This is a genomic window from Pandoraea captiosa (assembly GCF_902459775.1).
GTDB lineage: Bacteria > Pseudomonadota > Gammaproteobacteria > Burkholderiales > Burkholderiaceae > Pandoraea > Pandoraea captiosa.
Genome location: NZ_CABPSQ010000001.1, coordinates 271365 through 297655, shown reverse-complemented (window position 1 = coordinate 297655; position 26291 = coordinate 271365). Strand labels below are relative to the sequence as shown.

Here is a 26291-nt window from a genome sequence, read left to right as displayed (position 1 = left end):
AATGCACTCAATGCAGCCAAGCGCCGCAGTCCGCGCCCCCGAAGGCTTATCACCCTCCGGCGAAAGCTAAGCAAAAACAATTCATTTGTCTGCGCTGGGCCTCCTCCTACAATCAGGTCCTTACTTGTTATAACAAGTTGCCGAAAACGATCCGTTGCTGCGACACCGGCGGCGGTGCAAGGCTCAAGGCCCAAGGACCATGCAGACCCACGAACTCGAATACGACATCGTCGTGATCGGCGGCGGCACCGCCGGACCGATGGCGGCCGTCAAGGCCAAGCAGCGCAACCCCAACCTTCGCGTGCTGCTGCTCGACAAGGCACACGTCAAACGTAGCGGCGCCATCTCGATGGGTATGGATGGCCTGAACAACGCCATCATTCCCGGCCACGCCACGCCCGAGCAGTACACCAAGGAAATTACCGTCGCCAACGACGGCATCGTCAATCAGGCGACGGTGCTGGCCTACGCGCGCCACAGCTTTCAGACCATCGAGGAGCTCGATCGTTGGGGCGTGAAGTTCGAGAAGGACGAGACCGGCGATTACGCGGTGCGCAAGGTCCACCACATGGGCGCGTATGTCTTGCCCATGCCCGAGGGGCACGACGTCAAGAAGATCCTTTACCGCCAGCTCAAGCGTGCGCGCGTCGACATCACCAATCGCGTCGTGGCAACGCGTCTGCTGACCGGCGCGGCGGGCGAAATCGCTGGCGTAATGGGTTTCGATTGCCGTACGGCCGACTTCTATGTCATTCGAGCCAAGGCAGTCATTCTGTGCTGCGGCGCCGCCGGCCGTCTCGGCCTGCCCGCCTCGGGGTATCTGATGGGTACCTACGAAAACCCGACCAATGCGGGCGACGGCTATGCGATGGCTTATCACGCCGGCGCCGAGCTCTCCAATCTCGAGTGCTTCCAGATCAATCCGCTCATCAAGGACTACAACGGCCCGGCCTGCGCGTATGTGACCGGGCCGCTCGGCGGATACACCGCCAACGGCAGCGGAGAGCGCTTCATCGAGTGCGATTACTGGAGCGGTCAGATGATGTGGGAGTTCTATCAGGAACTGCAAAGCGGCAACGGGCCGGTGTTCCTGAAGCTCGACCACCTCGCCGAAGAAACCATTCAGACGATCGAGACGATTCTGCACACGAACGAGCGACCCAGCCGAGGCCGCTTCCATGCGCGACGCGGCAACGACTACCGCACCCGCATGATCGAGATGCACATCTCGGAAATCGGTTTTTGCAGCGGTCACAGCGCGTCCGGCGTGTGGGTCGACGAGCACGGCGCCACGTCGGTGCCCGGCCTGTATAGCGCGGGCGACATGGCTGCCGTGCCGCACAACTACATGCTGGGCGCCTTCACGTATGGCTGGTTTGCCGGCGAACACGCCGCCGAGCGCGTTGCGGGTGCCGACTTCGCCGCGCTCGATGCGGCGCAGGTCGACGCCGAGCGCACGCGCATCTTTGCACCGCTGCATCGCGCCCACGGACTTCCTCCGGCGCAGGTCGAGTACAAGCTACGACGCTTCGTCAACGATTACCTGCAACCGCCGAAGGTCACGCGCCGCATGGAGATCGGCCTGCAGCGCTTCGACGAGATCCGCGAAGATATCGAGCAGCTCAGCGCCGGCAATCCGCACGAACTGATGCGCGCGGCCGAGGTGGCCGCCATTCGGGATTGCGCCGAAATGGCGGCACGCGCCTCGTTGTTCCGCACGGAGAGCCGCTGGGGCCTGTATCACCACCGTGTCGACTTTCCGCAGCGTAATGATGCCGAGTGGTTCTGCCACGCGCATCTGAAGAAGGGGGACGACGGCGCCATGACCTCGTTCAAGAAGCCGGTCGAGCCGTACCTCATCGCACTCGACGACACGGAGCGCACCGCCTACTCACGCCTGCGCGTTGCAAGCGCGCCGGCAACGCCACCCGCTGCCGCACAGGCCGCCACCGTCTAGGACACGCATATGGCTTTCGTTCCCCGCGAGGCGCAATTGCGCTCGAGCGTTCCCGTCACGATCGATGAAGAAAAGTGCATCGCCGACAAGGGCTGCACCGTGTGCATCGACGTCTGTCCCATGGACCTACTCGCCATCGATCCCGAGACGGGCAAGGCGTTCATGAAATTCGACGAGTGCTGGTACTGCATGCCGTGCGAGAAGGACTGTCCGACCGGCGCGGTACACGTCGCCATTCCCTACCTGCTTCGCTGACAAGACAGCGTGCCGCAAAGGCACGCGCACATCCCACCACACAATAAGGATGACCCGATGAACCGCCTTCACCTCAGCATCTTCGCGCTCGCGGCACTGCTCGCCGTCGGGGCTCACGCCGAAACCGTCCGTGTGGCGATCGGCACACAGGACACCACGATCAACACCGCCACGGGCGGCGCATTGATCCGCGAACTGAAACTGCTCGAAAAGTACCTGCCGCACGACGGTAAATACGCGGGCGTGACGTATGACGTGCAATGGAAGAACTTCACCAGCGGCGCACCGATCACCAACGAGATGGTCGCAGGCAAGCTGGACTTCGGATCGATGGCTGACTTCCCCGGGGTGAACAACATCGTCGCCACAACCAAAGCGGGCAAGCCCACCGTCTTCATCAATGTGCTTTCGGGCAGCGTGCGCGGCAGCGGCAACGGTATCGTGGTGCCGACCGACTCGCCGGCGCAGTCGCTCGCCGATCTCAAAGGCAAAACCATTTCCGTACCGTTCGCATCGACCGCCCACGGCATGCTGCTGCGCGCCGTCGCAGCGCAGGGCTGGGACCCGGATAAAGACGTGAACATCATCACGCAAGCCCCGGAAGTCGCCGGCCCGGCGTTGCAGGCGCGAAAGATCGAGGCGCACGCCGACTTCGTCCCCTTCGCCGAGTTGTTTCCCTATCGCGGATTCGCCCGCAAGATTTACGACGGCGCTCAGGCCAATGCGCCGACACTGCATGGCACCCTCGTGGAAAAGGCGTACGCCGAGCGTTATCCCGAGATCGTGGTCGCGTACCTTCGCGCCGTGATCGAGGCGAATCGCCTGATCGACGCCGAGCCGGAAAAATACAGCGAGCTGATCGCCAGAGTCACCGGCGTGGAGCCTGAGGTCGATTACCTGTTCCACGGCCCGCTCGGACTGCAAACGCGCGAGCTCACGTGGAAGCCCGAGTATCGCAAGGCCGTCCAGACGTCGTTCGACACCCTCAAGTTGCTCAATCGTACCGATGGCAACTTCGACGCCAACGCCGTCATCGACGATCGCTACGTGCGCGCCGCGTTCAAGGCCGAAAAGCTCGACTACGACGCCGCACTGCGCAACTACGCCCAGTTGCCCCTCAAGGCCAACGATGCCGCGACGGGCAAGGCGATTACCCAGGTCGAGCGCGTCGCCCAGATCTGGGTGCGCGGCGAGCCGAAGGTGCGCAGCTACGCGTCGCCTGAAGCGGCCTTCGAGGCACTCGCCAAGCTGTCGCACGACAACAAGCCGGTGCGGGCCTTCTACGTGCAGGATCGCGACTCCGGCATCAAACTGCTGGGCGATCAGGCGTGGTTCGCCCGTGACAAGCAGGGTCGATTGAGCGCCTTTTTGCTCAAACAGCAAGCGCAGGCCTGGGCCGACAAGCATGGTGCGCAGGTCGTCGACTTCGCAGGTGCGCGCCAGCCTGCGCCGCTCGCCGCACGCTAAGGGGCACGTCATGACATCGAACCTGATATCCGACATCGCGCTCGCGCGCGCGGCCCCCAGTGGCCGAGCCCGCATCGGCGGCCGGTCATTCAGGGTGGCGCTGCAAGGGATATCGCTCGCGCTGTGCGTGGTGTTCTGGCATTGGGTGACGACGCATCGGATCCATCTGGGCATCGTGAACTTCGAGAACGTCCCCTCGCCTTCGCAGACGCTGGACGCCGCCTGGTCGCTGCTGCAATCGCCGAAGCTCGCGCGTCATCTCGCGAGCAGTCTCCAGCGCGTGGCCTGGGGATATCTGATCGCGGCGGCCACGGGCATCGTGTGCGGCCTGGCCATCGGACGCTCGTCGTGGGCACGCATTGCGCTGTTGCCGCCGCTCGAGGTCTTGCGCCCGATTCCCGCGGTCGCATGGATTCCGCTGGCGATCCTGATGTTTCCGTCCGCCGAACTGCCGATGATCTTCATCACGTTCACCGGCGCGTTCTTTCCGATCCTGCTGGGCACCATTCACGGTACCGAATCGGTGGATGCCCGTCTCGTCGCGTCGGCGCGCAGTCTGGGCGCCGGGCGCTGGGGCGTGCTGCGCGAGGTTGTACTTCCCGGCGCCACGCCCGGCATCGTCACGGGACTGGCCATCGGCATGGGCACCTCGTGGTTCTGCCTCGTGACCGCAGAGATGATCTCCGGGCAGTTCGGCATCGGTTACTACACATGGGAGTCCTACACTGTGCAGCGCTACCCCGATATCGTGGTCGGCATGCTCGTCATCGGCTTGCTCGGCATGGGCAGCAGCGCAGTGGTCAAAGTCATCGGCGAGCGCCTCACGCCCTGGCGCCATCCGAGTGGAGAGCGTCGATGAATTCGCTTCGCTCAGATCGCATTGGCGGGCATGTCGCCATCGAGAACGTTCGTATTACGCTGGGCGACGGCGAGCGTCGTTTCGTGGCCGTCCAGGATGTCAGCATCGACATCGCGCCGGGCGAGTTCGTCTGCCTGCTGGGCCCGTCGGGATGCGGAAAATCCACCCTGCTCGGCGTGCTGGCCGGACACATCGCCCCGAGTCATGGCCGTGCGACGCTCGACGGCGCCTCCATCGACGGGCCTCGGCCCGAGCGCGGCATGGTGTTCCAGCACCACACGCTGTTTCCCTGGCGCAAGACGCTCGATAACGTGGCGTTCGGCCTGAAGATGCAGGGCGTGAACAAACCCGAACGTCACCGGCTCGCGGCCGAATGGCTTGAACGGGTGGGGCTCGGCAACTTTGCACAGCGCTATCCGTCGCAGCTCTCCGGCGGCATGCAGCAACGGGCGGAAATCGCCCGCGCGATGATTACGGGGCCGCGTGTCCTGCTCATGGACGAGCCCTTCGGTGCGTTGGACGCACAAACGCGAGCCATGATGCAGGCGCTGCTGCTCGACGTGTGGAGCGTGCAACGCCCCACCGTCGTGTTCGTGACCCATGACATCGACGAAGCGCTCTTTCTCGGGGATCGCGTGCTCGTGATGAGTCCCGGGCCGGGCACGATCATCGACGATATTCGCGTGCCATTCGCCCGACCGCGCCTGCGCGACGACGAACAGGATCTCGTGACGCAACCCGAATTCGTGGCACTCAAACGCCATCTGCTCACACGACTGCGCCATCAGCGCAGCGCTCTGCCCGCTCCGCGACTCGACCCGCTGGGCGATCTTCGATCCTCCTCCGCCTCTCTTGCCTCATGACGTCTTCCCTTGCGTCTCGCGACGCCCTCGACTTCGATACTGCTGACGACACCGACGCCGGGTTGCTGGCACGCCTGTCTCACGATGACGCCACCGTGCGACGCCTCGCCATTCTCGACGTCGCCGAACTGGAGGACGATGCGTGGCTGCCGCAGCTTGTCGAACGGCTTCGCCACGACCCCGATGCCCATGTGCGCCGCACCGCCGCCGAGCGCCTTGCCGGATGGGAGACCGTCGACGTGGTGGCCGCACTGTGCGACGCGCTGCACGACGCCGACGACACCACACGCGCCGGCGCCGCCGAGAGCCTGTCCGCGCTCAAGCAGGCCGATCTCGGCGCAGCGCTGGTACAACGCCTGCACGCGGAGCACGACACCTTTGCGCGCACGGCGTTGCTGCGAGGATTGCGCGAACTGCGCCTTCCCGAAAGCGCATCACCGGCACTCGACGCCCTGCACGATACGTCGCCTGCCGTGCGTCGCGAAGCGGTGGGCGTGCTGGGATGGTTGCGACACGCGGCGGCTCTGCCCGCGCTCGCCGCACTGGTACGCACGGATCCCGCGCCGGAGGTGCGTAAGGCGGCGGCGGGGGCGCTGGGGTTCGCCGCCGACGACAGCGTGTTGAACACGCTGATCGGCGCGCTGCAAGATGGGGAATGGCAGGTCCGCGAAGAGGCCGCGGCGACACTGGGCAAACTGCGATTGACTGCTGCGCGCGACGCGCTAGCCTTCGCGCTCGACGACGACTACTGGCAGGTCACGTTACAGGCCGCTCGGGCGCTCGGCAAGCTGAAGCTGCCGGCGAGCATCGCCTCGGTGAGCGCGCTGCTCACGTTCCCGATCAGCAACGTGCGCAAGGAAGCCGCACTGGCGCTCGGCGAAATCGGCGACAGCGAAGCCCTGCCGGTACTGACGGCCGCACTGGCAGACGCCGACCCCGAAGTGCGCAAGGCCGCACGCATTGCCATCGCGCAAATCGGGGCCGCATGAGCTGTCATGCCGCGGCGACGGCGACGACCTACCGCCAATGATCGACGATCCCCGGCATCACGAGCAGGACGATGCCGGGGGAACCAACGATTGGCGCGCGGTACGTCGACACACATCGACAAACAGAGCTACGGCCGAAGGTTCGGCCCGAGGTGACGTTCGAGCAAGTCGATATCGTCGCGCAACAGTTTCAGCACGCCTGCGGCGCTCTGTTCTGTGAGCTGCCGCCCGGCATCCTGCTCCACCGAACGCAGCGCCATGTCGGCGATCTGCGCCGCAATTTCCTCCGCGTTTCGCGAGCCCGCCGGCGTGAACCACCACGCGGTCCAGTTGCACATGCCGATGATCGAGAAGGCGGCGACCTTCGGATCCATCACGCGAAACTGCCCCTGCTCGATACCCAGTTCGATCGCATGACGAAACTGCGCCAGCACGGCGCGCCGCGATTGCCCGGCCAGTTCGCGCTGCTCTGGCGGCAGATTCTCTTCGTTACGCTCCACCACCCGGAATTGCAGCGCATGCGTGAGGATCAGATGCGCATGCCGAAGCACCAGGTGGCGCAGCATGGCACGCGGCTGCCGAAGATTTTCCGGTAACGGCTCCGAGACCAGGTCTCCGGCAGCTCGCGTCACCACCACTGTCAGCACCTCAAGAATCGCTTCCTTGCTCTTGAAGTAGTAGTACAGCGCGGGACGCGTCACGCCCACCACGTCCGCGATGTCGTTGAAGCTCGTGCCGTCGAATCCCCGTTCGATGAACAGTTTCGTTGCAACGTCCAGAATATTCTCGCGCAATGCGTCGCTTTTGGTCTGCGTTTTGCTCATGGCCAATATCCACCTGCCTTTTTGACGCCGGCGTCAGAAAACCCCAACGATAACCAATTTCGCTCACCCGGAAAAGCTCGCTGCGATTGCGATCTCCGGGTTTTTACGTATTCGTCAAATTTTTTCAAAAATGTTTACTACTTTGTAAAAATTTGAACTAGGATGTCAAAAAAAGGAGGTGCAGAGATGAGTCATCAGCAACAAGGCGCGACGGCAGGATTCCTCAATACGGACTGGAATCCGCGAGACCTGCCATTGGGCACGACAACACGCAATGTCGTGCTTCGTACGAAGGACGGGGCGGCCACGAGTGGTTCGCTCTATGGCGCGGGCACGGCAGATACGGTGGTGTGCATCATGCACCCGCGCGAATTCATGGCGTGCCACTACCTGATTCCGGATATCGTCGGCGCGGGCTTTGCCGCCTGGACGCAGGCGCCGCGCGCCGTGGGCAACGACATGCGGCTGGAGCACGAACTGGCGCTCTTCGACGTTGCCGCCGGCATGCAATTCCTGCGCGAGGCGGGTTTCAGGAAGATTGTCTTGCTCGGCAATTCGGGCGGCAGTGGCCTGTATGCGCTTTACGTCCAGCAGTCGGGCCTGCCACCGGCCGAGCGCATCGCGCGCACGCCGGGCGGTCGCCCGACGCAGCTGGCGTCACTCGACATGCCGCAGATCGACGGCGTCGTCTTCGTCGCGCCCCACCCGGGGCAAGGCGCGCTGCTGCAAATGTGCATCGATCCGTCGGTGACCGACGAGTCGGACGCGCTGAGCGTCGATCCGTCGCTCGATCCCTTCGACGCCGCCAACGGCTACGTGACGCGGGACAAGGCGCGGGACAAGGAAAACCCAGCGGCGCTCACTCGCTACGACGCCGACTTCGTCACCCGCTATCGCGCCGCGCAGGCAGCACGGGTTGCCCGCCTGGACGCCATCGCGCGTGAGTTGATCGCCGTGCGTCAGGACGCCCGCGAGCGCCTGAAGCGCGCGTCTTCCCATGCAATCAGCGTTGGCGGACAGCTTCGCCGCACCGCCGCGCATACGCCGCTCATGACGGTGTGGCGCACCGACGCGGACCTGCGCTGCTTCGATCTGACGCTCGATCCGTCCGACCGGCGCTACGGGTCCTTGTGGGGCAGCGATCCCTTCACGTCGAACTATGGCTCCGTCGGTTTCGCTCGCGTGTGCTCCCCGGAGGCGTGGCTGTCCACATGGTCCGGACTGTCGTCGAACGCGCTGCTCTCGAAGACGGCCCCTGCCATCGAGCAGCCCACGCTGTTGATCGAGTACACCGGCGACCAGGCGTGCTTCCCGAGCGTGATCGCCGACCTCTTCGCGAGTCTCGGATCGACACGAAAGTCGCATCGACGCGTGCGCGGCGATCACCACGGCCGCGCGCTGGCCGATGGCGAGGAACCCGGCCGCTACATCGCCGCACGACTGCTCCAGGACTGGCTGCGCGAGACCTTTGCGTGATGCCCCGGCCCGTCAGATGCCTTGAGGCATCTCGTTGTCCCCCTTGATCCCCTCGGTTCCATTGAATACCGCATTGAGACTCCGCCATGAAACTGAATGACATTCCCGCCGCCAACCTCGCCTTGCGACTGCACGGCGTCGATCACACGGCGCGGCCCACGTGGCGCCTGCGCGAGACCGTCGAGTTTTACCGCGATGTGCTCGGTCTGCCGCTCATCCACACGATTTCCGCGCGAGGCTGGGGCCCGGCAACGCATCCGGACTTCCTGCACTTCTTCTTCGATAGCGGCAACGGCAGCACGATTGCGTTCTTCTACTACCTCGGCGCGGCCGAACCCGAATCGCTTGCGACGCGCCCCGGGCGCGCTCCCTGGCCCGAAGATCACGTGTTCGACGCCACGCACACCGCCTGGCTCGTCGACACGCAGGAAGACCTCCACGCGTGGAAGACGCGGCTGGAAGCGCGCGGCGTCGACGTGTCCGCCGAGACGGCGCACGAGGTGATCGAGTCGATCTACTTCCGCGATCCGAACGGCTATTTCATCGAGATTACGCGCAAGCTGCGCGCGCTGTCGGCCATCGACGCCCGAGACGCCGCCCTCACCCTCGAAGCGGCCATGGAAATCGAAGACGAAGCGATCGCCAGCGGCCAGCCGAACACCCGCATCGACAACGTGTGGCTGCGCAAGGCGCAACGCCATGGTCTGCCCTTGTCGTCGGAGCGTCAGTCATGAAAGCCACCGCATTGCATATCTTTGTATTGAACGTGCCCGAATTCGCCTCGCTGACGCACGCGGCGCGACAGATACCGACGTGCCGGGTCGAGGACACCGGCGATTACACCGTGATTTCCAGCGACGCCCCGGTGGCCTTCGAGCGCCGTGCGCTCGGTCTGAAACCAGCTGTCTGGTACGGACTTTTCACCGGCGGACTCGACGGCCGGATCGAACAGTTCGAGCGAGATGTCGTGCGGATCGCCCCACGCGCCTGACCTGAGACCAGAAATCCGAAAGCAGGCTTGAGACGCCAGTTCAAACAAGACGTGCAGGAGACAACATGAGCGGTATTCATCATCCTATCGACGGCGTGACGTACTGCCCGCCCGCGCTGGCGCAACGGTACTTTGCGTCCGGTGCGTGGCATGACGCCACGCTCGGCGATGCGCTGCGCGCCACGGCCGCGCGCGTGCCGGAGCGCCCGGCTTACCTCAGCGACGAAGCCTCGATCACCTTCGCGAGTCTGGACGAGCGCAGCGAGCGACTCGGCGCCGCGCTCGTCGAGCTTGGGCTTCGCCCCGGCGAGCGCGCCATTTTTCAGATGGGAACGACCGTCGACACGGTGGTTGCCCTGATGGGCGCTTACAAGGCCGGCGTCGTGCCGGTATGCGCCGTGCCGCAATACCGCGAGGTGGAAATCGGGCAACTCGCAGCGCTATCTGACGCCCGCGCCTACTTCGTGCAGGCCGACGTTTCGGCGTTCGATCTCGTCGGCTTCGCCCGTCAGATGATGGACCGTCATCCCGCCATCGCGCATTTGCTCGTGGCGCGCGGCACGTCAGCGCACGCGGCCATCGCCGGACATTGCGCCATCGAGGCCCTGATCGATGCGATGCCCCTGCAGCGCGCGCGCAGCGTGCTCGCCGGCGTTCGCATCGGCAGCGAAGACGTCCTGAGCTTCCAGTTGTCCGGCGGCACCACGGGCGTGCCCAAGATCATTCCGCGCTTTCACGCCGAATACATCGGCCATTCGCTGGCCTGGATGCGGCACCTGGGCATGACCGAACACAGCCGCATGATCTGGTCGTTGCCGCTGCTGCACAACGCCGGTCAGCTCTATGCGCTCGCCTCGAGCGTGAGCACCGGCATGACGACCGTGCTGATGCCGCGCGTCGACATTGCCCGGATGCTCACGCTCATCGAGATGCACCGTGTCACCCACGGTCTGTCGATCGGCCCCGTCGCGCCACAGATGATCGCGTACAAGGACGTTGCGAAGCACGACCTGTCGTCGCTGCAACTCTTCGGCACCATGAGCCGGGCCGACTCGCTCGAAGCGCATCTCGGCGTGCCCTGCTTCAACCTGTACGGCACGACCGAAGGCCTGCTGATGGGCTCAGGGCCGACGCTGCCTGCCGCGCTGCGGCATCACACACAAGGTCTTTCCGGCTGCGAAGACGACGAAATCCGTGTTCTGTTTCCAGACAGCGAACCCGGTGCTACGCGCGGCATGCCCGTCGAGCCCGGCACCCCGGGCGAGCTTTGCTTCCGAGGGCCATCGAGCCTGCGTGGCTACTACAAGGCGCCCGAGGCGACGGCCCATACGCTTACGGCCGACGGTTTCGTACGCACGGGCGACATGGTCACGGAACGAATCATCGACGGCGTGCGCTGTTTCGCCTTCGAGGGGCGCTTGCGCGACAACATCAATCGCGGTGGCGAGAAGATCGGCTGCGAAGAAGTCGAAGCGTTCGTCAGTCACCACCCGGCGGTCGCCGACGCCAAGCTCGTCGCCATGCCCGATCCGGTTTATGGCGAGCGCGGCTGCATCTACCTGATTTTGCGCCCGGGGCACCGGGCGCCGTCGGTCACCGAACTCGTGGCATTTCTGGTCGGCCACGGACTGGCGAAGTTCAAATGTCCGGAACGCGTCGAGGTCATCGACGAGTTCCCTGTGACACGCGTAGGCAAGGTCGACAAGGCGTCGCTGCGCGCCGCCATCGCCGGGCGGCTCGCCACGGAGTCGGCTGTCCCCAGCGCCGCCCCTGCCACCACTGCCACCACGGCCACCACTGCCGAGCGTACAACACACGCCGCCCCGTCATTTTCCGGAGAGTGACCTCATGACCCAACGCCCATTTCGCATCGGCCAGATCGTGCCCAGTTCGAACACCACGATGGAGACCGAAATCCCCGCGATGCTTCGCGCTCGCGAACAGATCCTGCCTGAGCGCTTCACGTTCCATTCCAGCCGCATGCGCATGCATCGGGTGGTGAAGGAAGAACTGGAAGCGATGAATCGTCAGGGCCTGCGCTGCGCCGCAGAGCTGGCCGACGCCCGCGTGGACGTCATGAGCACCGCGTGCCTCGTGGCCATCATGGCGATGGGACCGGGCTATCACCGCCAGGTCGAGGAAGACCTTCGACAGGTGGCCCGCGAGAATCATTGCGAGGCCGCCGTCATGACGTCTGCCGGCGCGCTCGTGGCCGGTCTCAAGACACTCGGCGCACGCAAAATCGCGCTCATGGCGCCCTATATGAAGCCGCTCACGCAGGCCGTGGTCGATTACATCGAACATGAGGGCATCGAAGTGCTGGACGCCCTGTCCTTCGAGATTCCTGACAACCTGGCTGTCGGCCGGCGCGACCCCATGCAGTTGCTCGAAGACGTCGGGCGCCTGAACACCGCCAACGCGGACGTCGTGGTGCTCTCCGCCTGCGTGCAGATGCCGTCGCTCCCCGCCATTGCGCTGGCCCAGGAGCGCATCGGCCTGCCGGTGACCTCCACCGCCGTGAGCACGGTGCGCCAGATGCTCGATCACCTCGGACTCGCGCCGGTGGTGCCCAACGCGGGCGCGCTGCTCGGCCAGACGCCGCGGCAGCCGGACGCGCAATCGAGCGCGCAAGCAAGCGTGCAAGCGAGCCCGCAACCGAGCGCCCAATTCGCCTGAAGTTCGCTTGACTATGGCGGATGCCGAGCGCAACGCCCTACCCCCACACAAGGAGACCATCATGAAAATCGCCGTCATCGGTGGCGGGCCAGCGGGCCTGTATTTCTCGTTGCTCATGAAGCAGCGCCACCCGAAAGACGAGATCGTCGTCCATGAACGCAACCCGGCGAATGCGACTTACGGCTGGGGCGTCGTGTTCTCAGACATCGCCCTCGCCTTCCTGAAGGAAGCCGACGAAGCGTTCTTCAAGAAATTCACCGCGCACCATACCCGCTGCGATTACATGGAGATCGTGCATCAGGGTGTGCCCGTGCGTCTGAGCAACAACCACTTCTCCCGCACCTCACGCATCGACATGCTGCGCGTGCTTCAGCAAGCTTGTGAAGACGCCGGTGTCGACGTGCGCTATCAGAGCCACGTGACGGATCCTGCGCAGCTACCCGACGCCGATGTCATCGTCGCCGCCGACGGGGTGAACAGCGAGGTGCGCACCCGCATGGCGGCGCAGTTCATGCCGAGTTTCGACGAGCGGCGCAACAAGTTCGCGTGGTACGGCACGTCGCAGCGGTTTCATCCCGTCTCGCTGATCTTCCGCGAAACGCCACACGGTGTGTTCATGGCGCATGCCTATCAGTACAGTCCCGAGCACTCGACCTTCCTCGTCGAAGTCGATCCCGACACATGGGCGCGCTGCGGGCTGGACACCGCATCGGAGGCGCAAAGCCGGGCGTTCTGTGAACAGATCTTCGCAGACGATCTGGGCGGCCACCCATTGCTCACGAACCGCTCGCACTGGTTCCAGGCGCGCGTGGTGAGCAACGCGCGGTGGTCCCACGGCAATGTCGTGCTGCTCGGCGACGCGCTGCGCAGTGTTCACTTCTCGCTCGGCTCGGGCACCCGCATGGCCATGCAGGACGCCATCGCCCTGTTCGAGGCGCTTTGTGCGAATCGCGCGGACGTCCCGGCCGCGTTCGCCGAATTCGAACAGCGCCGGCGTACCGCGTCGGACCGCTTTCAGGACGCCGCACGCCGCAGTCTCGACTGGTACGAGTCCGTCGACACGCGTATGCACCTCGACCCGGTGAGCTTCGCCTACGACTACATGATGCGCACCGGCCGCGTAAGTCACGAAGCGCTGCGTGAGCGCGATCCCGCGTTCATTGCACGGGTCGAGGCGAACGACGCCGCCCCACTGCACGGGCATGCGGCATGACGCTACATAACGCTACATAACGCGGCCGCTACTTGGCATATCCCCCGAAAGGCGCGACATAAGCCCCTATAAAAGCGCCTGCTAAAAAATGCGCGCCCTGACAGCGCCAACCCAGACAGGCGACAGTTTCATGGACCAGCCTACCAGCAGGCCGCCGTCGGTCGACGTGCGGGACTTCATCAACGCGAGCCCCGTCTCGCGCTTCCAGATCATGATCAGCGTGATGTGCTTCCTGATCGTGGCGCTCGACGGCTTCGACATCGCCATCATCGGCTTCATCGCGCCGCACATCCGCAGCGAGTGGCAGTTGTCGATGGTCTCGTTGGGACCGCTATTTAGCGCCGGCCTGCTCGGCCTGATGGTCGGCGCCTTTTGCAGCGGCCCGCTGGCGGACCGGGTCGGCCGCCGCCTCGTGCTGATTCTTTCGGTGGCCGCCTTTGGCGCGGCGAGCATCGGCGCGGCACTGGCCCCCAACGTCGAATGGCTGATCGCCATGCGCTTTCTCACCGGGCTTGGCCTCGGTGGCGCGATGCCCAACGCCATCACGCTCACCTCGGAGTTCAGCCCCGAGCGACGCCGTGGCACGTTGCTCACGCTGATGTTCTGCGGCTTCTCGCTGGGATCGGCGCTAGGTGGCGTGGTCACGGCCTATCTCGTGGCGGGCATCGGCTGGCGCGGCTTGCTCGCGCTGGGTGGCGTGTTGCCGCTCGCGCTCGTGCCCGTACTCTGGTTCACGCTACCGGAATCGGTGAGATTCCTCGCCATTCGGGGCGGCACGCAGGCGCAGATCGTCCGGATTCTGTCGCGGGTGGCGCCCGGGCGTGCAGACGCCACGCGGCACTATGTCGCCAGCGACGACCGGCTGCCGTCGTCGCCCGTGGTGCAACTGTTTCACCGCGACTACCGGCGCGGCACGTTGCTGCTCTGGCTGGCGTTCTTCATGAGCCTCCTGCTGCTGTACCTGCTCATCAACTGGCTGCCGATTCTGGCGCAACGCAGCGGACTGACGCTCAAGCAGGCCTCGATGTTCGCGGGCCTGCTCCAGGGCGGCGGCGTGCTCGGCGCCATCGTGCTGGGTGTGCTGATCGATCGCTGGCATCCGTACAAGGTCGTCGCGGCCGCGTATCTGCTGGGCGCCGTGGCGCTCGCGTCGCTAGCCGTGGCAAACACCGCGGCGTGGCTTGCGATCGGCATTTTCGTGACGGGCTTCTGTGTCAGCGGATCGCAGGTGTGCGCCAACGTCATTGCGTCGGCCTATTACCCCACGTCGAACCGGGCAACCGGCGTGGCATGGGCGCTGGGCATCGGCCGGATCGGCGCCGTGGCCGGTTCCTTCGGCGGGGCGCTGTTGCTGGGCGCGGGCTGGAGCAACGCAGGGCTCTTCACGCTGCTGGCGATTCCCGCAATGCTCGCTGCGCTGGGGATCCTGCTGGCCGGCACCCGGCACGCGCGTGCGGCGGCCGTCGGCCTGCCCGTTGGGGCGGCCATCGATGCGCCCACCAATGCACCCATCAATACGCCCCTCGGTGTGCCCGCCACTGTGGAGTCACCCGCCGGACTATCGAAGGTCTGAGCATCTCGCGTGACGAGACCCGGCCAGACCGGCCGGGACGCGAAAGGTCCTCCCAAAAACAGAAGGCGCGCGGATGGCGTTGCACCGCGCGCCTGGCTGTCGCAGGCTGAACCGGACTCAGTCGTACGCCCGCGCGTCTTCCACCAGCTTGCCATCGGTCGGCAACGATCCGGCCGCCACGAAATCGACTTCGCCGCGCAGTCGGGTCACGTCGCGCAACGTCTCCTGCACACGGGCGGCCAACCCTTCGGGCGGGACGTCCGTCGTCTCGCACAGCAAACGCATCCGGTCGTCCCCGACACGCCCCTCCACGCGCAAACGCACGCGGACCAGTTCCGGATAGCGTCTGCCGATCTCACCGATCTGCCCCGGGTGCACGAACATGCCGCGCACCTTGACGGTCTGATCGGCACGTCCCAGCCACCCTTTGAGCCGCATGTTCGTGCGCCCGCACGGGCTGATACCGGCCTCGACGGCCGACAGATCCCCCGTGGCAAAACGAATCAGCGGGTAGTCCGGATTGAAGTTCGTCACGACGACTTCGCCGACTTCCCCCTCCGCGACCGGTTTCGTGCCGCCCGGCTCCACCAGTTCGACCAGAACATTCTCGTCGACGATCAGTCCGGCTTGCGCGTCGCTCTCGAACGCAATCAGCCCGAGGTCAGCCGTACCGTACAACTGCCGTGCGGTGATACCTTTGCCGTTGAACCACGCGCGCAACGATGGCGGCAGCGCCTCGCCGGAGAGGGTCGCGCGCCGAATGCTGCTGATGTCCGCCCCCGCCGCCTCGCTCTTCTCGATGAGAATCTTGAGGAACGACGGCGTTCCGGCATAAGCCACCGGACGCAGGTGACGAATGGCTTCCAGTTGCAGCTCCGTCTGTCCTACGCCGGCGGGAAACACGCAGCAGCCGAGCCGCGCCGCGCCCGTCTCGATCATCATGCCGGCGGGCGTGAAGTGATAGGAGTAGGTGTTGTAGACCAGGTCCCCTGCCCGCAGGCCCGCAGCGAACATGGCGCGGGCAAAGCGCCACCAGTCGCTGCCACGGCCGTCCGGCTCGTAGATCGGCCCCGGAGACTGATAGACATGGGCCAGCCCGCTCACCGGCGTGGCGTTCAGACCGCCCAGCGGCGGATTGCGCCGCTGAAACGCCGCCAGATCCGACTTGCGGGTGACGGGCAATTCCGCCAGCGCGTCGCGCGAACCGATCTCGCCGGCGTCGACATCCTCAAGCGCTTCGGCAAAGTAGGCGGCGTGCGTGCGCGCATGTGCGACCTGTCCCGGCAGGGCGGCAAGCAAGGCTTGCTCGCGAAGCGCCGGTGCACGGGTTTCCAGCGTATCGAAGTATTCGTTCATGGCAACGGAGAAGCGATCGGGATTGAGGTGCAATGGGACGATGTGCCAACTCAGGCGATCCAGCGCTTGCGCCGTCGATAGCTCTTGACGTTGCGGAAGCTCCCCGCACTGCTCGCGCCATCCTTGGCGATACCGAGATAGAACTCCTTCACATCCTCGTTATCGCGCAGCACGCTCGCGTCGCCGTCCATCACCACACGCCCGTTCTCCAGGATGTAGCCATAGTCGGCATAACGCAGCGCCGCCATCGTGTTCTGTTCGGCCAGCAGAAAGCTCACATTCTCCCGTTGGTTGAGATCGCGCACGATGGTGAAGATCTCTTCGACGATCTGCGGCGCGAGGCCCATCGAAGGCTCATCGAGCAGAATCATCGAAGGCTGCGCCATCATCGCGCGCCCGATCGCGCACATTTGTTGCTCGCCACCGGAGGTGTAACCCGCCTGGGATTTGCGGCGCGTCTTGAGGCGCGGGAAATAGGCGTAAATGCGCTCGAGGGCATGCTGCTGGGCACTGCGCGATGCGTGCCTGACATAGCCGCCCGTGAGCAGATTCTCCTCGATGGTCAGATGGCCGAAACAGTGACGCCCCTCCATCACCTGAATCACCCCCCGCTTGACCAGACCATTGGGCGTGAGCTTCTCGACACGCTCGCCCCGATAGTCGATCGTGCCCTTCGTCACCTCACCGCGCTCGGCGTGCAGCAAGTTCGAGATGGCCTTGAGCGTCGTACTTTTGCCCGCACCGTTGGCCCCGAGCAATGCCACGATCTTGCCGTCCGGCACGATCAGGGACACACCCTTGAGCACCAGAATGACGTGGTCGTAAATGACTTCGATATTGTTGACGCGCAAACTCGCTTCCATGCGTGACTCCGGAATCGATGCTGCCGGGATCGCTGACCGGCGTTCAATCGTCAGATGACTTCACGTCCGGCGCCCCTCGCGAAGCGCCGCAGAGCGCATCGCGAGAGAAAACCGTTCGTCATGTTCATCAATTTCGTCAGCCCTTGAAGCAGGCGGGCGTAATGCCCTTCTCCTTGGCGTACTGCTTGGCTGATGCCTCGAACAACGGGTGAATCAGACGGCGATTGCCTTCGATCCAGTCCGAGACCATGACCCACTTGGCGCCGTCCCATTGCTGGATACGGACCTTGCCCGATCCCTCGTGGTCTTCGCAGCTGGTCTTGATGTCAGGCAACAGCCCCGTCGCGCCGAGCGCCTTGAGACGCGCCGCATCGATGTTCAGGTTCTCGAGCCCCCAACGCACCTGCACCGGCGTCGACACTTTGCCCTTGCCGAACTTGTTCTGGGCCGTGTTGAGCGCCTCGACCGTTGCCACTGCAGCGGACACGCCACGGTTGTAGAGCACCGAGCCCACCTTCGACGGATCCTGCATATTCCCCTTGCCCGCGCCGTAGACCACCTTTTCGATGTCGGCGATGAGCGGCACCTGCTTGCCCGCCACGTTCCACGTCGCGCTCATGTAACCCTTGGCCGCCGGGCCTGCCGGGATCGTGTCCTCCTCCGATCCGGCCCACCAGCTGCCGACGATCTTCTCGCGCGGATAGCCGACCTTTTGCGCGGCCTTGAGCGCCGTCTGGTTCATCACGCCCCAGCCCCAGAACACCACGTAGTCCGGGTTTTCCTGACGGATGCGCAGCCACTGCGCGCCCTGTTCGTTGCCCGGGTGAGCCACCGGAATTTCGATCAGGTTGAACTTGTGAATCTTCGACTCGGCCTGCATGGCGACGATCGGCTCCTTGCCGTACGCGGAGTCGTGGTAAAGGAACACGATCTTCTTGCCGTTGAGCGAGCCGCCGTTCTTGTCGGCGAGAAACTTGATGATCGCGGAGGCCTGCATCTGATACGTGGTCACCAGCGGGAAGGCCCACGGGAACACGGTGCCGTCCACCGCGTCGGTACGGCCGTAACCCATCATGACGAGCGGCACCTGATCGGTCGCTGTCTTGTCGATGAGCGCGTAGGAGATCCCCGTGGCCATCGTGTGGTACGCGGTGCCCTTGGTCACCGGATTCTTGCCCTTGAGACGCTCGTAGCATTCCACGCCCTTGGCGTTGTTGTACTCCGTCTCGCACTCCTCCCACGTGAGCTTGACGCCATTCACCCCGCCCTGCTTCAGGTTCACGTACTGGAGGTAATCGATGAACCCACCGTAGAACGACTGCCCGTTCGCCCCGTACGGCCCGACGCGATAGTCAGCCAGTGCAATGAACTGATCGTTCGACTGCGCGAACGCCGAATTCGTCGCCCCCGTGCCGAGCGCGAGCGCCAGACCCAACGATGCCGCCAACTGTTTCGTGTTCATGCTGTGTCTCCATCTGTGGTTTTGTGTGTGACCGAACTTGCACCGGCGGTGCGCGCCGGCTTGGCTAACCTCAATGCGGGAAGGGCCAGATGCGCAACTTCTCCTTGGCTATCTGCCAGAGCCGCGCCAGCCCATGCGGTTCGGCAATCAGGAAAAAGATGATGAGACCGCCGAATACCATCAACTGAATGTGCGAGACGGTGGCGTTGGTGAACGGCAGATGCAGGAACGTCGCAATCGTGGGCAACGTGCTGTCGAGCAGGATCGGCAGCAGCAGAATGAAGGCGGCGCCCAGAAAACTACCGAGAATGCTGCCGACCCCGCCGATGATGATCATGAACAGAATGCGAAACGACAGATCGAGCGAGAAGCCGTCCGGCTCGACCGAGCCGAGGTAACAGTAGGCGTAGAGCGCGCCGGCCACCCCGCAGTAAAAGGAACTGACGGCGAACGCGAGCAGCTTCACGCGCATGAGCGGAATCCCGATGACCTCGGCCGCCACGTCCATGTCGCGCACCGCCATCCAGGCGCGACCGATGTGCGAGCGCACCAGGTTCTTCGCGACGAGCGCCATCACGCTCACCACGCCGAGCACGAACAGGTACTTGCGCACCGGCGTATCGACGTCCACACCGAACAACGAGATTTTCTGCGCGGTGATCACGCCGGACGAGCTGTTGTTCGACAGCCACGGGAACTTGGTTAGCACCCACAGCACGAAGAACTGTGCGGCGAGCGTGGCCACCGCCAGATAAAACCCCTTGATGCGCAACGACGGCAAGCCGAACGCAATGCCGACCATCGCAGCACACACGCCGCCGAGCGCAAACGACGCCAGAATCGGCATCCCGTCGATGCGAAGCTGGAAGTTGTATGAGGCATAGGCCCCCACGGCCATGAATGCGGCCGTACCCAGCGACAACTGCCCGGCGTATCCCGTGAGCAGATTCAGTCCGAGCGCCGCCAGCGAAAAGACCAGAAACGGCACGAGGATGGCGGTGAGCCAGTACTCCGAGGCGACCCACGGCAACACGCCGAACGCCACGACGAGCACGGTTCCTACGGCGATCCGATCCTGCCGGATCGGGAAAATCTGACTGTCGGCGACGTAGGACGTCTTGAACTGCCCGGCTTCGCGATAGAACATGGATGGCCTCTGCGATGGATGCTTGCGCGTATGTTCGGGTTGAGTTTCGGTTCGAGGGCGAGTCGCTCAGACGCGGTCGATGTGCCGCTCGCCGAAGAGCCCCTCCGGGCGCACCAGCAGGAACAGCAGCGCAAACACATAGGGGAACCAGCCTTCGATGCCGCCGAAATTTCCGCCGAAGTGCGCCTGGAGCAACTGCGGCACGTAGATCTCCGCGAGCTTTTCGGCGGCCCCGATGATCAGCCCGCCCACGATGGCGCCCGGAATGGAGGTGAAGCCGCCCAGAATCAGCACGGGCAGCGCCTTGAGCGCGGTCATCGTCAGCGCGAACTGCACGCCGTTGCGCGAGCCCCAGAGCATGCCGGCCACGAGCGCCACGAATCCGGAAACGCTCCACACGACCACCCAGATACGCTGCAACGGAATCCCGAGCGAGAGCGCCGCCTGATGGTCGTCCGCCACTGCGCGCAAGGCGCGGCCAATGCTCGTCGCCTTGAAGAACAGCGCCAGCAGCGCCACGAGCACCGCCGCAATGCCGGCTGCCGCGAGGTCGAAGCTGCTCACCAGCACGCCCGTCGACGCCATGATCGATTCGATGGGTTCATCCACAATGCCGAGCGACAACGGGCGTACCTCGTTGCCCCACAGCAGCGGCGCCAGGCCTTCGAGAAAGAACGACAACCCGATGGTCGCCATGAATAACGTGATCGGCGACTGATTCACGAGCTTGCGCAGCACGAAGCGCTCCGTGGCCACACTCACCAGCACCATGACCACGAACGCCCCGATGGCCGCTGCCCACAGCGGCAAGCCACGCTCCATCAGGCCGACAACGGACAATGCCGCGAAGTACACCATCGCGCCCTGCGCGAAGTTGAACACCCCGGACGCCTTGAAGATCAGCACGAAGCCAAGCGCCACGAGCGAATACATCACGCCCGAGAGCAGGCCGCCGATCAGGATTTCGAAGAAGAACTGCATCGATGTCTCCAGGTTGTCAACGCGTCGCCAACGGTCCTGCGCTGTCTTTGCACCGTCGTTGCGATGTCATGCCGCCGCCGGCACGCCGTGTGCCGCACCGAGATAGGCGCGGATCACTTCGGGGTCGCCGCGCACTTCGTCCGGCGTGCCGTCGCCGATCTTCTTGCCGTAGTCGAGCACCACGACACGATCGGAGATATCCATGACCACCCCCATGTCGTGTTCGATGAGCACGATCGTTGTGCCGAACTCTTCGTTCACTTCGAGAATGAAGCGACACATATCGCGCTTTTCTTCCAGGTTCATGCCGGCCATCGGCTCGTCGAGCAGCAGCAATTCCGGCTCGGCCGCCAGCGCGCGCGCCAGTTCGACACGCTTTTGCAGGCCGTACGGCAGACGCCCGACCGGTGTCTTGCGGATGTGCTGGATTTCGAGGAAGTCGATGATCTCTTCGACCTTGGCGCGATTGGTCATCTCCTCCTGGCGTGCCTTGCCCCACCAGAGCGCGCTCGCGAGCAACCCGGAGCGCATGCGGGTATTGCGCCCGGTCATGATGTTATCGAGCACGGACATGCCCTTGAACAGGGCGATGTTCTGAAACGTGCGCGCCACGCCCTGGCGCGCCGCAGCCGTCGGATGCATGCGCTGACGGACTTCGCCGCGAAAGACGATGGTCCCCTGCTGCGGGTGGTAAACGCCGTTGATGACGTTGAGCATCGAGCTCTTGCCTGCGCCGTTGGGGCCGATGATGGCGCGAATCTCGTGCTCCATCACGTTGAACGAGATGTCCGTCAGCGCTTTCACCCCGCCGAACGACAGGCTGATGTGCTGCAAATCGAGTAAAACGTCGCCAGTCTTGCGGTGCTCACTCATACCTTCTCCTGCGGCAGTGCCGGGCTGAGGTCAGTTCGTCGTCGCAGCGTCTTCTGCGGTCTCCACGCGTGCATGGTGCGCATGGCCTTGTCTTCGCTCATGTCGCGCATGTCGCGCATGTCACTCGTATTGCCTATGCCGCACAGCGAAATTTCGCAGGCGCAGGGTCGTCGACGGGAGCGCGCACGCCAACCACGCGCGCCGGATGAATCGTTAGTGTGGCGCTCACGCTGCCCTCCCGTCCGTCTTCGAACTTCACACGCGTCTCGATGAACTGCGTGGACTTGCCCGTGTAGAACGCATCGATCAGCTCGCTGTACTTCTGCGCGATATAGGCACGGCGCACCTTGCGCGTGCGCGTGAGTTCGTCGTCGTCCGGATCGAGCTCCTTGTGGAGAATCACAAAGCGCTGGATCTGCGCGGCGGCGAACGCCGACTCGCGGGCGAGATCCGCGTTGACCTGCTCGATGCAACCGAGAATCAGCTCGGCCACAAGCGGGTTGCCCGCAAGATCGATGTATCCGGCGTAGGCGAGGTTTTGCCGCTCTGCCCAGTTGCCCACGGCATCCATGTCGATATTGATGAAGGCGCACACGCCGTCGCGACCGTCGCCGAACGCCACGGCTTCCTTGATATACGAGAAGAACTTGAGCTTGTTCTCGATGTACTTCGGTGCGAACAGCGATCCGCAGGCAAGTTTGCCGACGTCCTTGGCGCGGTCGATGATGCGCAGGTGCCCGTCGGCATCGATGATGCCGGCGTCGCCCGTGCGGAAGTAGCCGGCTTCGTCGAGCGCTTCGCGTGTGGCCTCGGGGCGCTTGTAGTACTCCTTGAGCAAACCGACACCGCGCACCAGCACCTCGCCGTTCTCCGCGATCTTGATTTCCATGCCCGGGGCCACCGGCCCCACGCTGTCGAACCGCACCTGACGATCGGGCTGCAGGCAGACGTAAGCGCAGGTCTCCGTCTGTCCGTAGAACTGTTTGAGGTTGATGCCGATGGCGCGGTAAAACCGGAACAGATCCGGACCGATGGCCTCTCCGGCGGTATAGGCCGTGCGAATGCGGCTCATGCCGAGCGTGTTGCGCAGCGGCCCGTACACGCAGAGGTTGCCGAGCGCGTATTGCAGGCGATCGAGCAGCGGCACGGGACGGCCGTCAAGCACTGCGGCACCGCAGCGGTTCGCTACATTCATGAAATGCGCGAACATTTTCCGCTTCAGACGGTTGGCGTCTTCCATGCGGATCATGACTTGCGTGAGCACATTCTCGTACACGCGCGGCGGTGCGAAGTAATACGTCGGGCCGATCTCGCGCATGTCCGTGGCGATCGTGTCCGGCGATTCCGGGCAGTTGACGGTGAAGCCGGCGACCAGCGCCTGGGCGTAGGAAAAAAGATGGTCGCCGACCCATGCCATGGGGAGATACGACAGCACCTCGTCGCCCGGGCCAAGCCGGTCGAACTGGCTGCCGTGATAGGCCGCGCCGATCAGCCCGGCGTGCGAGTGACACACGCCCTTGGGCTTGCCGGTCGTGCCGGAGGTATAGAGGATAGTGGCGGTGTCGTCGGGATCGACGCCAGCCACCGCTTCGTCGAAATAGCGCGGATGCTGCGCATCGAACGTGCGCCCCTGCTCCAGCGCCGACGCGTAGGATTGCAGGCCGGGCGCGTCGTAGTTGCGCAGGCCGCGCGGGTCTTCATAGATGATGTGGGACAGGCGCGGTACCTGTGCGCGCAGTTCCAGCAGTTTGTCGACCTGCTCCTGGTCTTCGACGATGGCGAAATCGATTTCCGCGTCTTCGAGCACGTGCGCCATCTCGGCGGCCACGGCGTCCTGATACAACGGCACCGCAACGCCACCGAGTGCCTGCGCGGCCGTCATCGCCCAGTACAAGCGCACGCGGTTGTTGCCGACGATGGCCAGATTGTCGCCCCGCCGGAAGCCGGCCGCCGCGAGCGCGCAGGCGAGCATGCGCACCTCGTGCGCGGCCTCCTGCCAGCTCCAGCTTTGCCAGATCCCGAGATCCTTTTCCCGATACGCCGTACGGGCGCCCCGTGTCGCGGCATGTGCCAACAACAACCGCGGGAAAGTAGTCCGCTCCTGCATGCCAGTCTCCTGTGTCTCGCCACCTGTCGACATTCGTCGAGGGGGAAGTGGCGTGGCTCGGTCGGCGCACGTGCTTGCGGCACGCTCCTTGTGGCTCGCAGCGTCTTCGCATGACGCTATTTTTGTTTGGAATACGATCTTACGAATGCAAATCGATGGCGACAACACCTGCCTGCGGCCAACGACCAGGGTGACTACGGCGACTACCGATATGCCTGGCAAGGCTCAGCTTCTATACTTGTGTTTCGGCGTCGTGCAAGACCACCGTGTGTGCTTGTCTCGCTTACCAGGCAAGGCGAAGATACCTCATGGCTCACGGCGGGTTTGTCACCAGGATGACAATCAAGGGAAAGTCCCTATATGTCGCTCGAAACCTTGTTGCAGCGCAGCGTATGGGCGCAGGGATTGACGCCTGAGCAACGCGCGCGTGTCGTCGCGGAAATTCAGGTGCGCCCGGTGGAAAACGGCGGTTACGTGTGCCGCAAGGGCGACCCTACGCATGCGTGGTTCGGCGTCATCGAAGGATTGGTCAAGATCACGACGGCTTCGGCCAACGGAAAATCCGTCACCTTCACGGGCGTTCCTGCCGGTGCGTGGTTCGGGGAAGGGTCGGTGCTCAAGCACGAGATCCGGAAGTACGACGTGATGGCGTTGCGTGATTCCGTTCTCGCACACATGCCGATCGCCACGTTCGACTGGCTGCTCGACACCAGTATCCCGTTCAATCGTTTTCTCACGCTTCAGCTCAATGAACGACTGGGGCAGTTCATTGCCGCCGTGGAGCATGAGCGTCTGCTCGACACCGACGCCCGGGTCGCGCGCTCGCTGTCGTCGATGTTCAATCCAACCCTCTATCCTTCGGACGACAACACCGTGCAGATTTCGCAGGAGGAATTGAGCTATCTCGCCGGCGTGTCTCGCCAGCGAGTGAATCTTGCGTTGAAGGTGCTTGAGCAGGCGGGACTGGTGAAAGTCGACTACGGCGTGCTGACGATTCTCGACCTGGAGGGATTGCGGGAGTTCGGGATGTGAGCGCAGAATCGTGCGTTTGCAGCCCCCTTCCGCCACGAGTCCCCCCCATGCCCACGAACCCGACCCCGGCCGTCGATTTCCGGCCGACACTGCGCGGCAGCAGCGTAGCACTCCTTCCTCTCGAACGTCATCATGCGCCGGACCTCGTCGCGGCGGCTGCGGACGGCGAACTCTGGAATCTGAAGGTGACGGTCGTACCGAACGCCGACACCGTAGACGCCTACATCGACAGGGCACTGAAGGGGCGCGACGAGGGCACTGTGATCCCGTTCGTGCTCGTCGCGCGCGCCACCGGCAAGGTCGTCGGCCACACGCGCTTCTGGAAGGTGGACCGGGCGAACCGAAAGCTGGAAATCGGCCATACGTGGGTAAGTGCATCGGCGCAGCGCTCCAGCATCAATACGGAGGCCAAGTCGTTGCTTCTGACGTATGCCTTCGAGACGATGCACTGCGTTCGCGTGCAATTTACGACGGACGAACTCAACGAGAAGTCGCGTGCCGCCATCCTGCGCATTGGGGCGAAGCAAGAAGGGATCGTGCGCCACGAGCGCATCATGCCCGACGGCCGCAAGCGCAACTCCGTCCGGTTCAGCATCATCGACGACGAATGGCCGGAGGTGAAAGCGGCGCTTGCGCAGCGATTGGCACGCGGCACGTCGGCGTGAACCGATGGCCAATGACGTTTTGGACGGTGGGTCGGATGGCCTGTCGAATGGCGGATCGAATGAAGTGAGCCGAGGCGAACGGGTCGGAAGACCCGAGAGCGGCCAATCTTCTCGGCGCGCCGAGGGCCCCCCGGTCAGGCCACGGCGCTCACCGATCCCAACGGCCCGGCCGAGTACAGGACCAGACAGGGACAGACCATGCGTCTCGCAATATCGAGCGCTTCGGTTTTCGTCTCCAGGAAAGACGCCTCCCACGGGTTCCTGACGTGGTCGCTCACATAGACGTTCAGTTTCTTGTCGTAATGGGCGCCGAAGAATTCGTTGCGGAAGTAGAACCAGACTACATATCCGCGTCGCGGCAACTTTTCGGGCAGCGGATGCACCGGATATTCATTGGCGGGCACCCGTCGTCTGAGCGATATCCAACGCTGATAGTCCACACGCGTCGCATTCATCTTCATCCTCCTTTGGCGAAAAGCCCCGGACCGGAGCGATTCGTCATGATGGGGAAGAACACGCGACAAGAGTTACGGAAACTTCCGAATCACCGCGACGCGCGATACGTCAACCAAAAGACGCGCGACCGGAATCGACAATTCATTGGGCTTTGGCACGCGGAGCGGGTGGGCTCGAGGCTGTCCACCTGCCCAACGTCCACACGG

The 26291-nt window shown here is 64.1% G+C and carries 24 protein-coding genes; 15 read left to right on the top strand and 9 right to left on the bottom strand.

What is annotated here, in order from left to right:
• Positions 1 to 199 precede the first annotated feature (199 nt).
• Genes PCA31118_RS01280 through PCA31118_RS01255 form a run of 6 tightly spaced genes read left to right on the top strand, consistent with a single transcriptional unit; the run spans position 200 to position 6390 of the window.
• A complete protein-coding gene (locus PCA31118_RS01280; RefSeq protein WP_150622278.1) occupies positions 200 to 1957 on the top strand; it encodes a fumarate reductase/succinate dehydrogenase flavoprotein subunit in 1758 nt (585 codons plus the stop codon).
• 9 nt (positions 1958 to 1966) lie between these two features.
• Positions 1967 to 2212 (top strand): 4Fe-4S dicluster domain-containing protein, encoded by a 246-nt coding sequence (locus tag PCA31118_RS01275; RefSeq protein WP_044456232.1) that lies wholly within the window; start codon positions 1967 to 1969, stop codon positions 2210 to 2212.
• A 57-nt stretch (positions 2213 to 2269) separates the two neighbouring features.
• A complete protein-coding gene (locus PCA31118_RS01270; protein WP_150622276.1) occupies positions 2270 to 3679 on the top strand; it encodes an ABC transporter substrate-binding protein in 1410 nt (469 codons plus the stop codon).
• Positions 3680 to 3689: 10 nt separating this feature from the next.
• On the top strand, positions 3690 to 4538 hold the full coding sequence (locus PCA31118_RS01265; protein WP_150622274.1) for an ABC transporter permease: 849 nt from the start codon (positions 3690 to 3692) through the stop codon (positions 4536 to 4538).
• Complete coding sequence (locus PCA31118_RS01260; RefSeq protein WP_150622272.1) at positions 4535 to 5401, top strand: ABC transporter ATP-binding protein; 867 nt, start codon at positions 4535 to 4537, stop codon at positions 5399 to 5401. The genes PCA31118_RS01265 and PCA31118_RS01260 overlap by 4 nt, the downstream gene beginning before the upstream one ends.
• The gene (locus PCA31118_RS01255; RefSeq protein ID WP_150622270.1) at positions 5398 to 6390 is read left to right on the top strand and encodes a HEAT repeat domain-containing protein; all 993 of its coding nucleotides are present in this window, start codon (positions 5398 to 5400) and stop codon (positions 6388 to 6390) included. The genes PCA31118_RS01260 and PCA31118_RS01255 overlap by 4 nt, the downstream gene beginning before the upstream one ends.
• A 128-nt stretch (positions 6391 to 6518) precedes the next feature.
• On the opposite strand, the gene PCA31118_RS01250 is transcribed toward PCA31118_RS01255, so the two are convergent.
• Positions 6519 to 7214, bottom strand: coding sequence for a TetR/AcrR family transcriptional regulator (locus tag PCA31118_RS01250; protein ID WP_150622268.1), 696 nt, complete (start codon positions 7212 to 7214; stop codon positions 6519 to 6521).
• Positions 7215 to 7400: 186 nt separating this feature from the next.
• On the opposite strand from PCA31118_RS01250, the gene PCA31118_RS01245 reads away from it, so the two are divergent.
• The 7 genes from PCA31118_RS01245 (at position 7401) to PCA31118_RS01220 (ending at position 15143) form a co-directional block, all read left to right on the top strand.
• A complete protein-coding gene (locus PCA31118_RS01245) occupies positions 7401 to 8690 on the top strand; it encodes an alpha/beta fold hydrolase (protein WP_150622266.1) in 1290 nt (429 codons plus the stop codon).
• 86 nt (positions 8691 to 8776) lie between these two features.
• Entirely contained in the window at positions 8777 to 9424 is a 648-nt protein-coding gene (locus PCA31118_RS01240; protein WP_246190001.1) for a VOC family protein, read from the top strand.
• A complete protein-coding gene (locus tag PCA31118_RS27260; protein ID WP_246190000.1) occupies positions 9421 to 9681 on the top strand; it encodes a hypothetical protein in 261 nt (86 codons plus the stop codon). Before PCA31118_RS01240 ends, PCA31118_RS27260 begins: the two co-directional genes overlap by 4 nt.
• A 65-nt stretch (positions 9682 to 9746) precedes the next feature.
• Entirely contained in the window at positions 9747 to 11525 is a 1779-nt protein-coding gene (locus PCA31118_RS01235; protein ID WP_150622264.1) for an AMP-binding protein, read from the top strand.
• A 4-nt stretch (positions 11526 to 11529) separates the two neighbouring features.
• Positions 11530 to 12357 carry a maleate cis-trans isomerase family protein gene (locus PCA31118_RS01230; RefSeq protein WP_246189999.1) on the top strand — a complete coding sequence of 276 codons (828 nt, stop codon included), beginning with the start codon at positions 11530 to 11532 and terminating at the stop codon, positions 12355 to 12357.
• 61 nt (positions 12358 to 12418) lie between these two features.
• Entirely contained in the window at positions 12419 to 13570 is a 1152-nt protein-coding gene (locus PCA31118_RS01225) for an FAD-dependent monooxygenase (protein ID WP_150622261.1), read from the top strand.
• Between the two features lie 130 nt (positions 13571 to 13700).
• A complete protein-coding gene (locus tag PCA31118_RS01220) occupies positions 13701 to 15143 on the top strand; it encodes an MFS transporter (RefSeq protein ID WP_150622259.1) in 1443 nt (480 codons plus the stop codon).
• Between the two features lie 117 nt (positions 15144 to 15260).
• Here PCA31118_RS01220 and PCA31118_RS01215 read toward each other — a convergent pair whose 3' ends face one another.
• From PCA31118_RS01215 to PCA31118_RS01185, 7 genes are all read right to left on the bottom strand, one after another.
• Positions 15261 to 16499: a phenylacetate--CoA ligase family protein gene (locus PCA31118_RS01215; RefSeq protein WP_150622257.1), complete on the bottom strand. Its 1239-nt coding sequence runs from the start codon at positions 16497 to 16499 to the stop codon at positions 15261 to 15263.
• Positions 16500 to 16549: 50 nt separating this feature from the next.
• Positions 16550 to 17362 (bottom strand): ABC transporter ATP-binding protein, encoded by an 813-nt coding sequence (locus PCA31118_RS01210; protein ID WP_150622255.1) that lies wholly within the window; start codon positions 17360 to 17362, stop codon positions 16550 to 16552.
• A 136-nt stretch (positions 17363 to 17498) separates the two neighbouring features.
• Positions 17499 to 18824 carry an ABC transporter substrate-binding protein gene (locus tag PCA31118_RS01205; RefSeq protein ID WP_150622253.1) on the bottom strand — a complete coding sequence of 442 codons (1326 nt, stop codon included), beginning with the start codon at positions 18822 to 18824 and terminating at the stop codon, positions 17499 to 17501.
• A gap of 70 nt (positions 18825 to 18894) precedes the next feature.
• The gene (locus PCA31118_RS01200) at positions 18895 to 19971 is read right to left on the bottom strand and encodes a branched-chain amino acid ABC transporter permease (RefSeq protein ID WP_044456239.1); all 1077 of its coding nucleotides are present in this window, start codon (positions 19969 to 19971) and stop codon (positions 18895 to 18897) included.
• A gap of 66 nt (positions 19972 to 20037) precedes the next feature.
• Entirely contained in the window at positions 20038 to 20952 is a 915-nt protein-coding gene (locus tag PCA31118_RS01195) for a branched-chain amino acid ABC transporter permease (RefSeq protein WP_044456240.1), read from the bottom strand.
• A 66-nt stretch (positions 20953 to 21018) separates the two neighbouring features.
• Positions 21019 to 21825: an ABC transporter ATP-binding protein gene (locus tag PCA31118_RS01190; RefSeq protein WP_150622251.1), complete on the bottom strand. Its 807-nt coding sequence runs from the start codon at positions 21823 to 21825 to the stop codon at positions 21019 to 21021.
• Between the two features lie 133 nt (positions 21826 to 21958).
• Positions 21959 to 23932, bottom strand: a complete 1974-nt coding sequence (locus PCA31118_RS01185; RefSeq protein WP_150622249.1) for an AMP-dependent synthetase/ligase — start codon at positions 23930 to 23932, stop codon at positions 21959 to 21961.
• Between the two features lie 360 nt (positions 23933 to 24292).
• On the opposite strand from PCA31118_RS01185, the gene panV reads away from it, so the two are divergent.
• Complete coding sequence (panV, locus tag PCA31118_RS01180) at positions 24293 to 24964, top strand: pandorabactin biosynthesis transcriptional regulator PanV (RefSeq protein WP_150622247.1); 672 nt, start codon at positions 24293 to 24295, stop codon at positions 24962 to 24964.
• A 47-nt stretch (positions 24965 to 25011) separates the two neighbouring features.
• Positions 25012 to 25629, top strand: a complete 618-nt coding sequence (locus tag PCA31118_RS01175; RefSeq protein WP_150622245.1) for a GNAT family N-acetyltransferase — start codon at positions 25012 to 25014, stop codon at positions 25627 to 25629.
• A 134-nt stretch (positions 25630 to 25763) separates the two neighbouring features.
• Here PCA31118_RS01175 and PCA31118_RS01170 read toward each other — a convergent pair whose 3' ends face one another.
• The gene (locus tag PCA31118_RS01170) at positions 25764 to 26084 is read right to left on the bottom strand and encodes a hypothetical protein (protein WP_150622243.1); all 321 of its coding nucleotides are present in this window, start codon (positions 26082 to 26084) and stop codon (positions 25764 to 25766) included.
• Positions 26085 to 26291: the final 207 nt, after the last annotated feature.

What these genes read in the sequence shown, in the direction of transcription:
- PCA31118_RS01230 (WP_246189999.1), top strand. Translation starts at nt 11,530, where the DNA reads ATGACCCAACGCCCATTTCGCATCGGCCAGATCGTGCCCAGTTCGAAC.
- PCA31118_RS01255 (WP_150622270.1), top strand. Translation starts at nt 5,398, where the DNA reads ATGACGTCTTCCCTTGCGTCTCGCGACGCCCTCGACTTCGATACTGCT.
- PCA31118_RS01270 (WP_150622276.1), top strand. Translation starts at nt 2,270, where the DNA reads ATGAACCGCCTTCACCTCAGCATCTTCGCGCTCGCGGCACTGCTCGCC.
- PCA31118_RS01260 (WP_150622272.1), top strand. Translation starts at nt 4,535, where the DNA reads ATGAATTCGCTTCGCTCAGATCGCATTGGCGGGCATGTCGCCATCGAG.
- PCA31118_RS01235 (WP_150622264.1), top strand. Translation starts at nt 9,747, where the DNA reads ATGAGCGGTATTCATCATCCTATCGACGGCGTGACGTACTGCCCGCCC.
- PCA31118_RS01190 (WP_150622251.1), bottom strand. Translation starts at nt 21,825, where the DNA reads ATGAGTGAGCACCGCAAGACTGGCGACGTTTTACTCGATTTGCAGCAC.
- PCA31118_RS01210 (WP_150622255.1), bottom strand. Translation starts at nt 17,362, where the DNA reads ATGGAAGCGAGTTTGCGCGTCAACAATATCGAAGTCATTTACGACCAC.
- PCA31118_RS01200 (WP_044456239.1), bottom strand. Translation starts at nt 19,971, where the DNA reads ATGTTCTATCGCGAAGCCGGGCAGTTCAAGACGTCCTACGTCGCCGAC.
- PCA31118_RS01280 (WP_150622278.1), top strand. Translation starts at nt 200, where the DNA reads ATGCAGACCCACGAACTCGAATACGACATCGTCGTGATCGGCGGCGGC.
- PCA31118_RS01215 (WP_150622257.1), bottom strand. Translation starts at nt 16,499, where the DNA reads ATGAACGAATACTTCGATACGCTGGAAACCCGTGCACCGGCGCTTCGC.
- PCA31118_RS01205 (WP_150622253.1), bottom strand. Translation starts at nt 18,824, where the DNA reads ATGAACACGAAACAGTTGGCGGCATCGTTGGGTCTGGCGCTCGCGCTC.
- PCA31118_RS01225 (WP_150622261.1), top strand. Translation starts at nt 12,419, where the DNA reads ATGAAAATCGCCGTCATCGGTGGCGGGCCAGCGGGCCTGTATTTCTCG.
- PCA31118_RS01185 (WP_150622249.1), bottom strand. Translation starts at nt 23,932, where the DNA reads ATGCAGGAGCGGACTACTTTCCCGCGGTTGTTGTTGGCACATGCCGCG.
- PCA31118_RS27260 (WP_246190000.1), top strand. Translation starts at nt 9,421, where the DNA reads ATGAAAGCCACCGCATTGCATATCTTTGTATTGAACGTGCCCGAATTC.
- PCA31118_RS01220 (WP_150622259.1), top strand. Translation starts at nt 13,701, where the DNA reads ATGGACCAGCCTACCAGCAGGCCGCCGTCGGTCGACGTGCGGGACTTC.
- panV (WP_150622247.1), top strand. Translation starts at nt 24,293, where the DNA reads ATGTCGCTCGAAACCTTGTTGCAGCGCAGCGTATGGGCGCAGGGATTG.
- PCA31118_RS01195 (WP_044456240.1), bottom strand. Translation starts at nt 20,952, where the DNA reads ATGCAGTTCTTCTTCGAAATCCTGATCGGCGGCCTGCTCTCGGGCGTG.
- PCA31118_RS01240 (WP_246190001.1), top strand. Translation starts at nt 8,777, where the DNA reads ATGAAACTGAATGACATTCCCGCCGCCAACCTCGCCTTGCGACTGCAC.
- PCA31118_RS01265 (WP_150622274.1), top strand. Translation starts at nt 3,690, where the DNA reads ATGACATCGAACCTGATATCCGACATCGCGCTCGCGCGCGCGGCCCCC.
- PCA31118_RS01170 (WP_150622243.1), bottom strand. Translation starts at nt 26,084, where the DNA reads ATGAATGCGACGCGTGTGGACTATCAGCGTTGGATATCGCTCAGACGA.
- PCA31118_RS01275 (WP_044456232.1), top strand. Translation starts at nt 1,967, where the DNA reads ATGGCTTTCGTTCCCCGCGAGGCGCAATTGCGCTCGAGCGTTCCCGTC.
- PCA31118_RS01250 (WP_150622268.1), bottom strand. Translation starts at nt 7,214, where the DNA reads ATGAGCAAAACGCAGACCAAAAGCGACGCATTGCGCGAGAATATTCTG.
- PCA31118_RS01245 (WP_150622266.1), top strand. Translation starts at nt 7,401, where the DNA reads ATGAGTCATCAGCAACAAGGCGCGACGGCAGGATTCCTCAATACGGAC.
- PCA31118_RS01175 (WP_150622245.1), top strand. Translation starts at nt 25,012, where the DNA reads ATGCCCACGAACCCGACCCCGGCCGTCGATTTCCGGCCGACACTGCGC.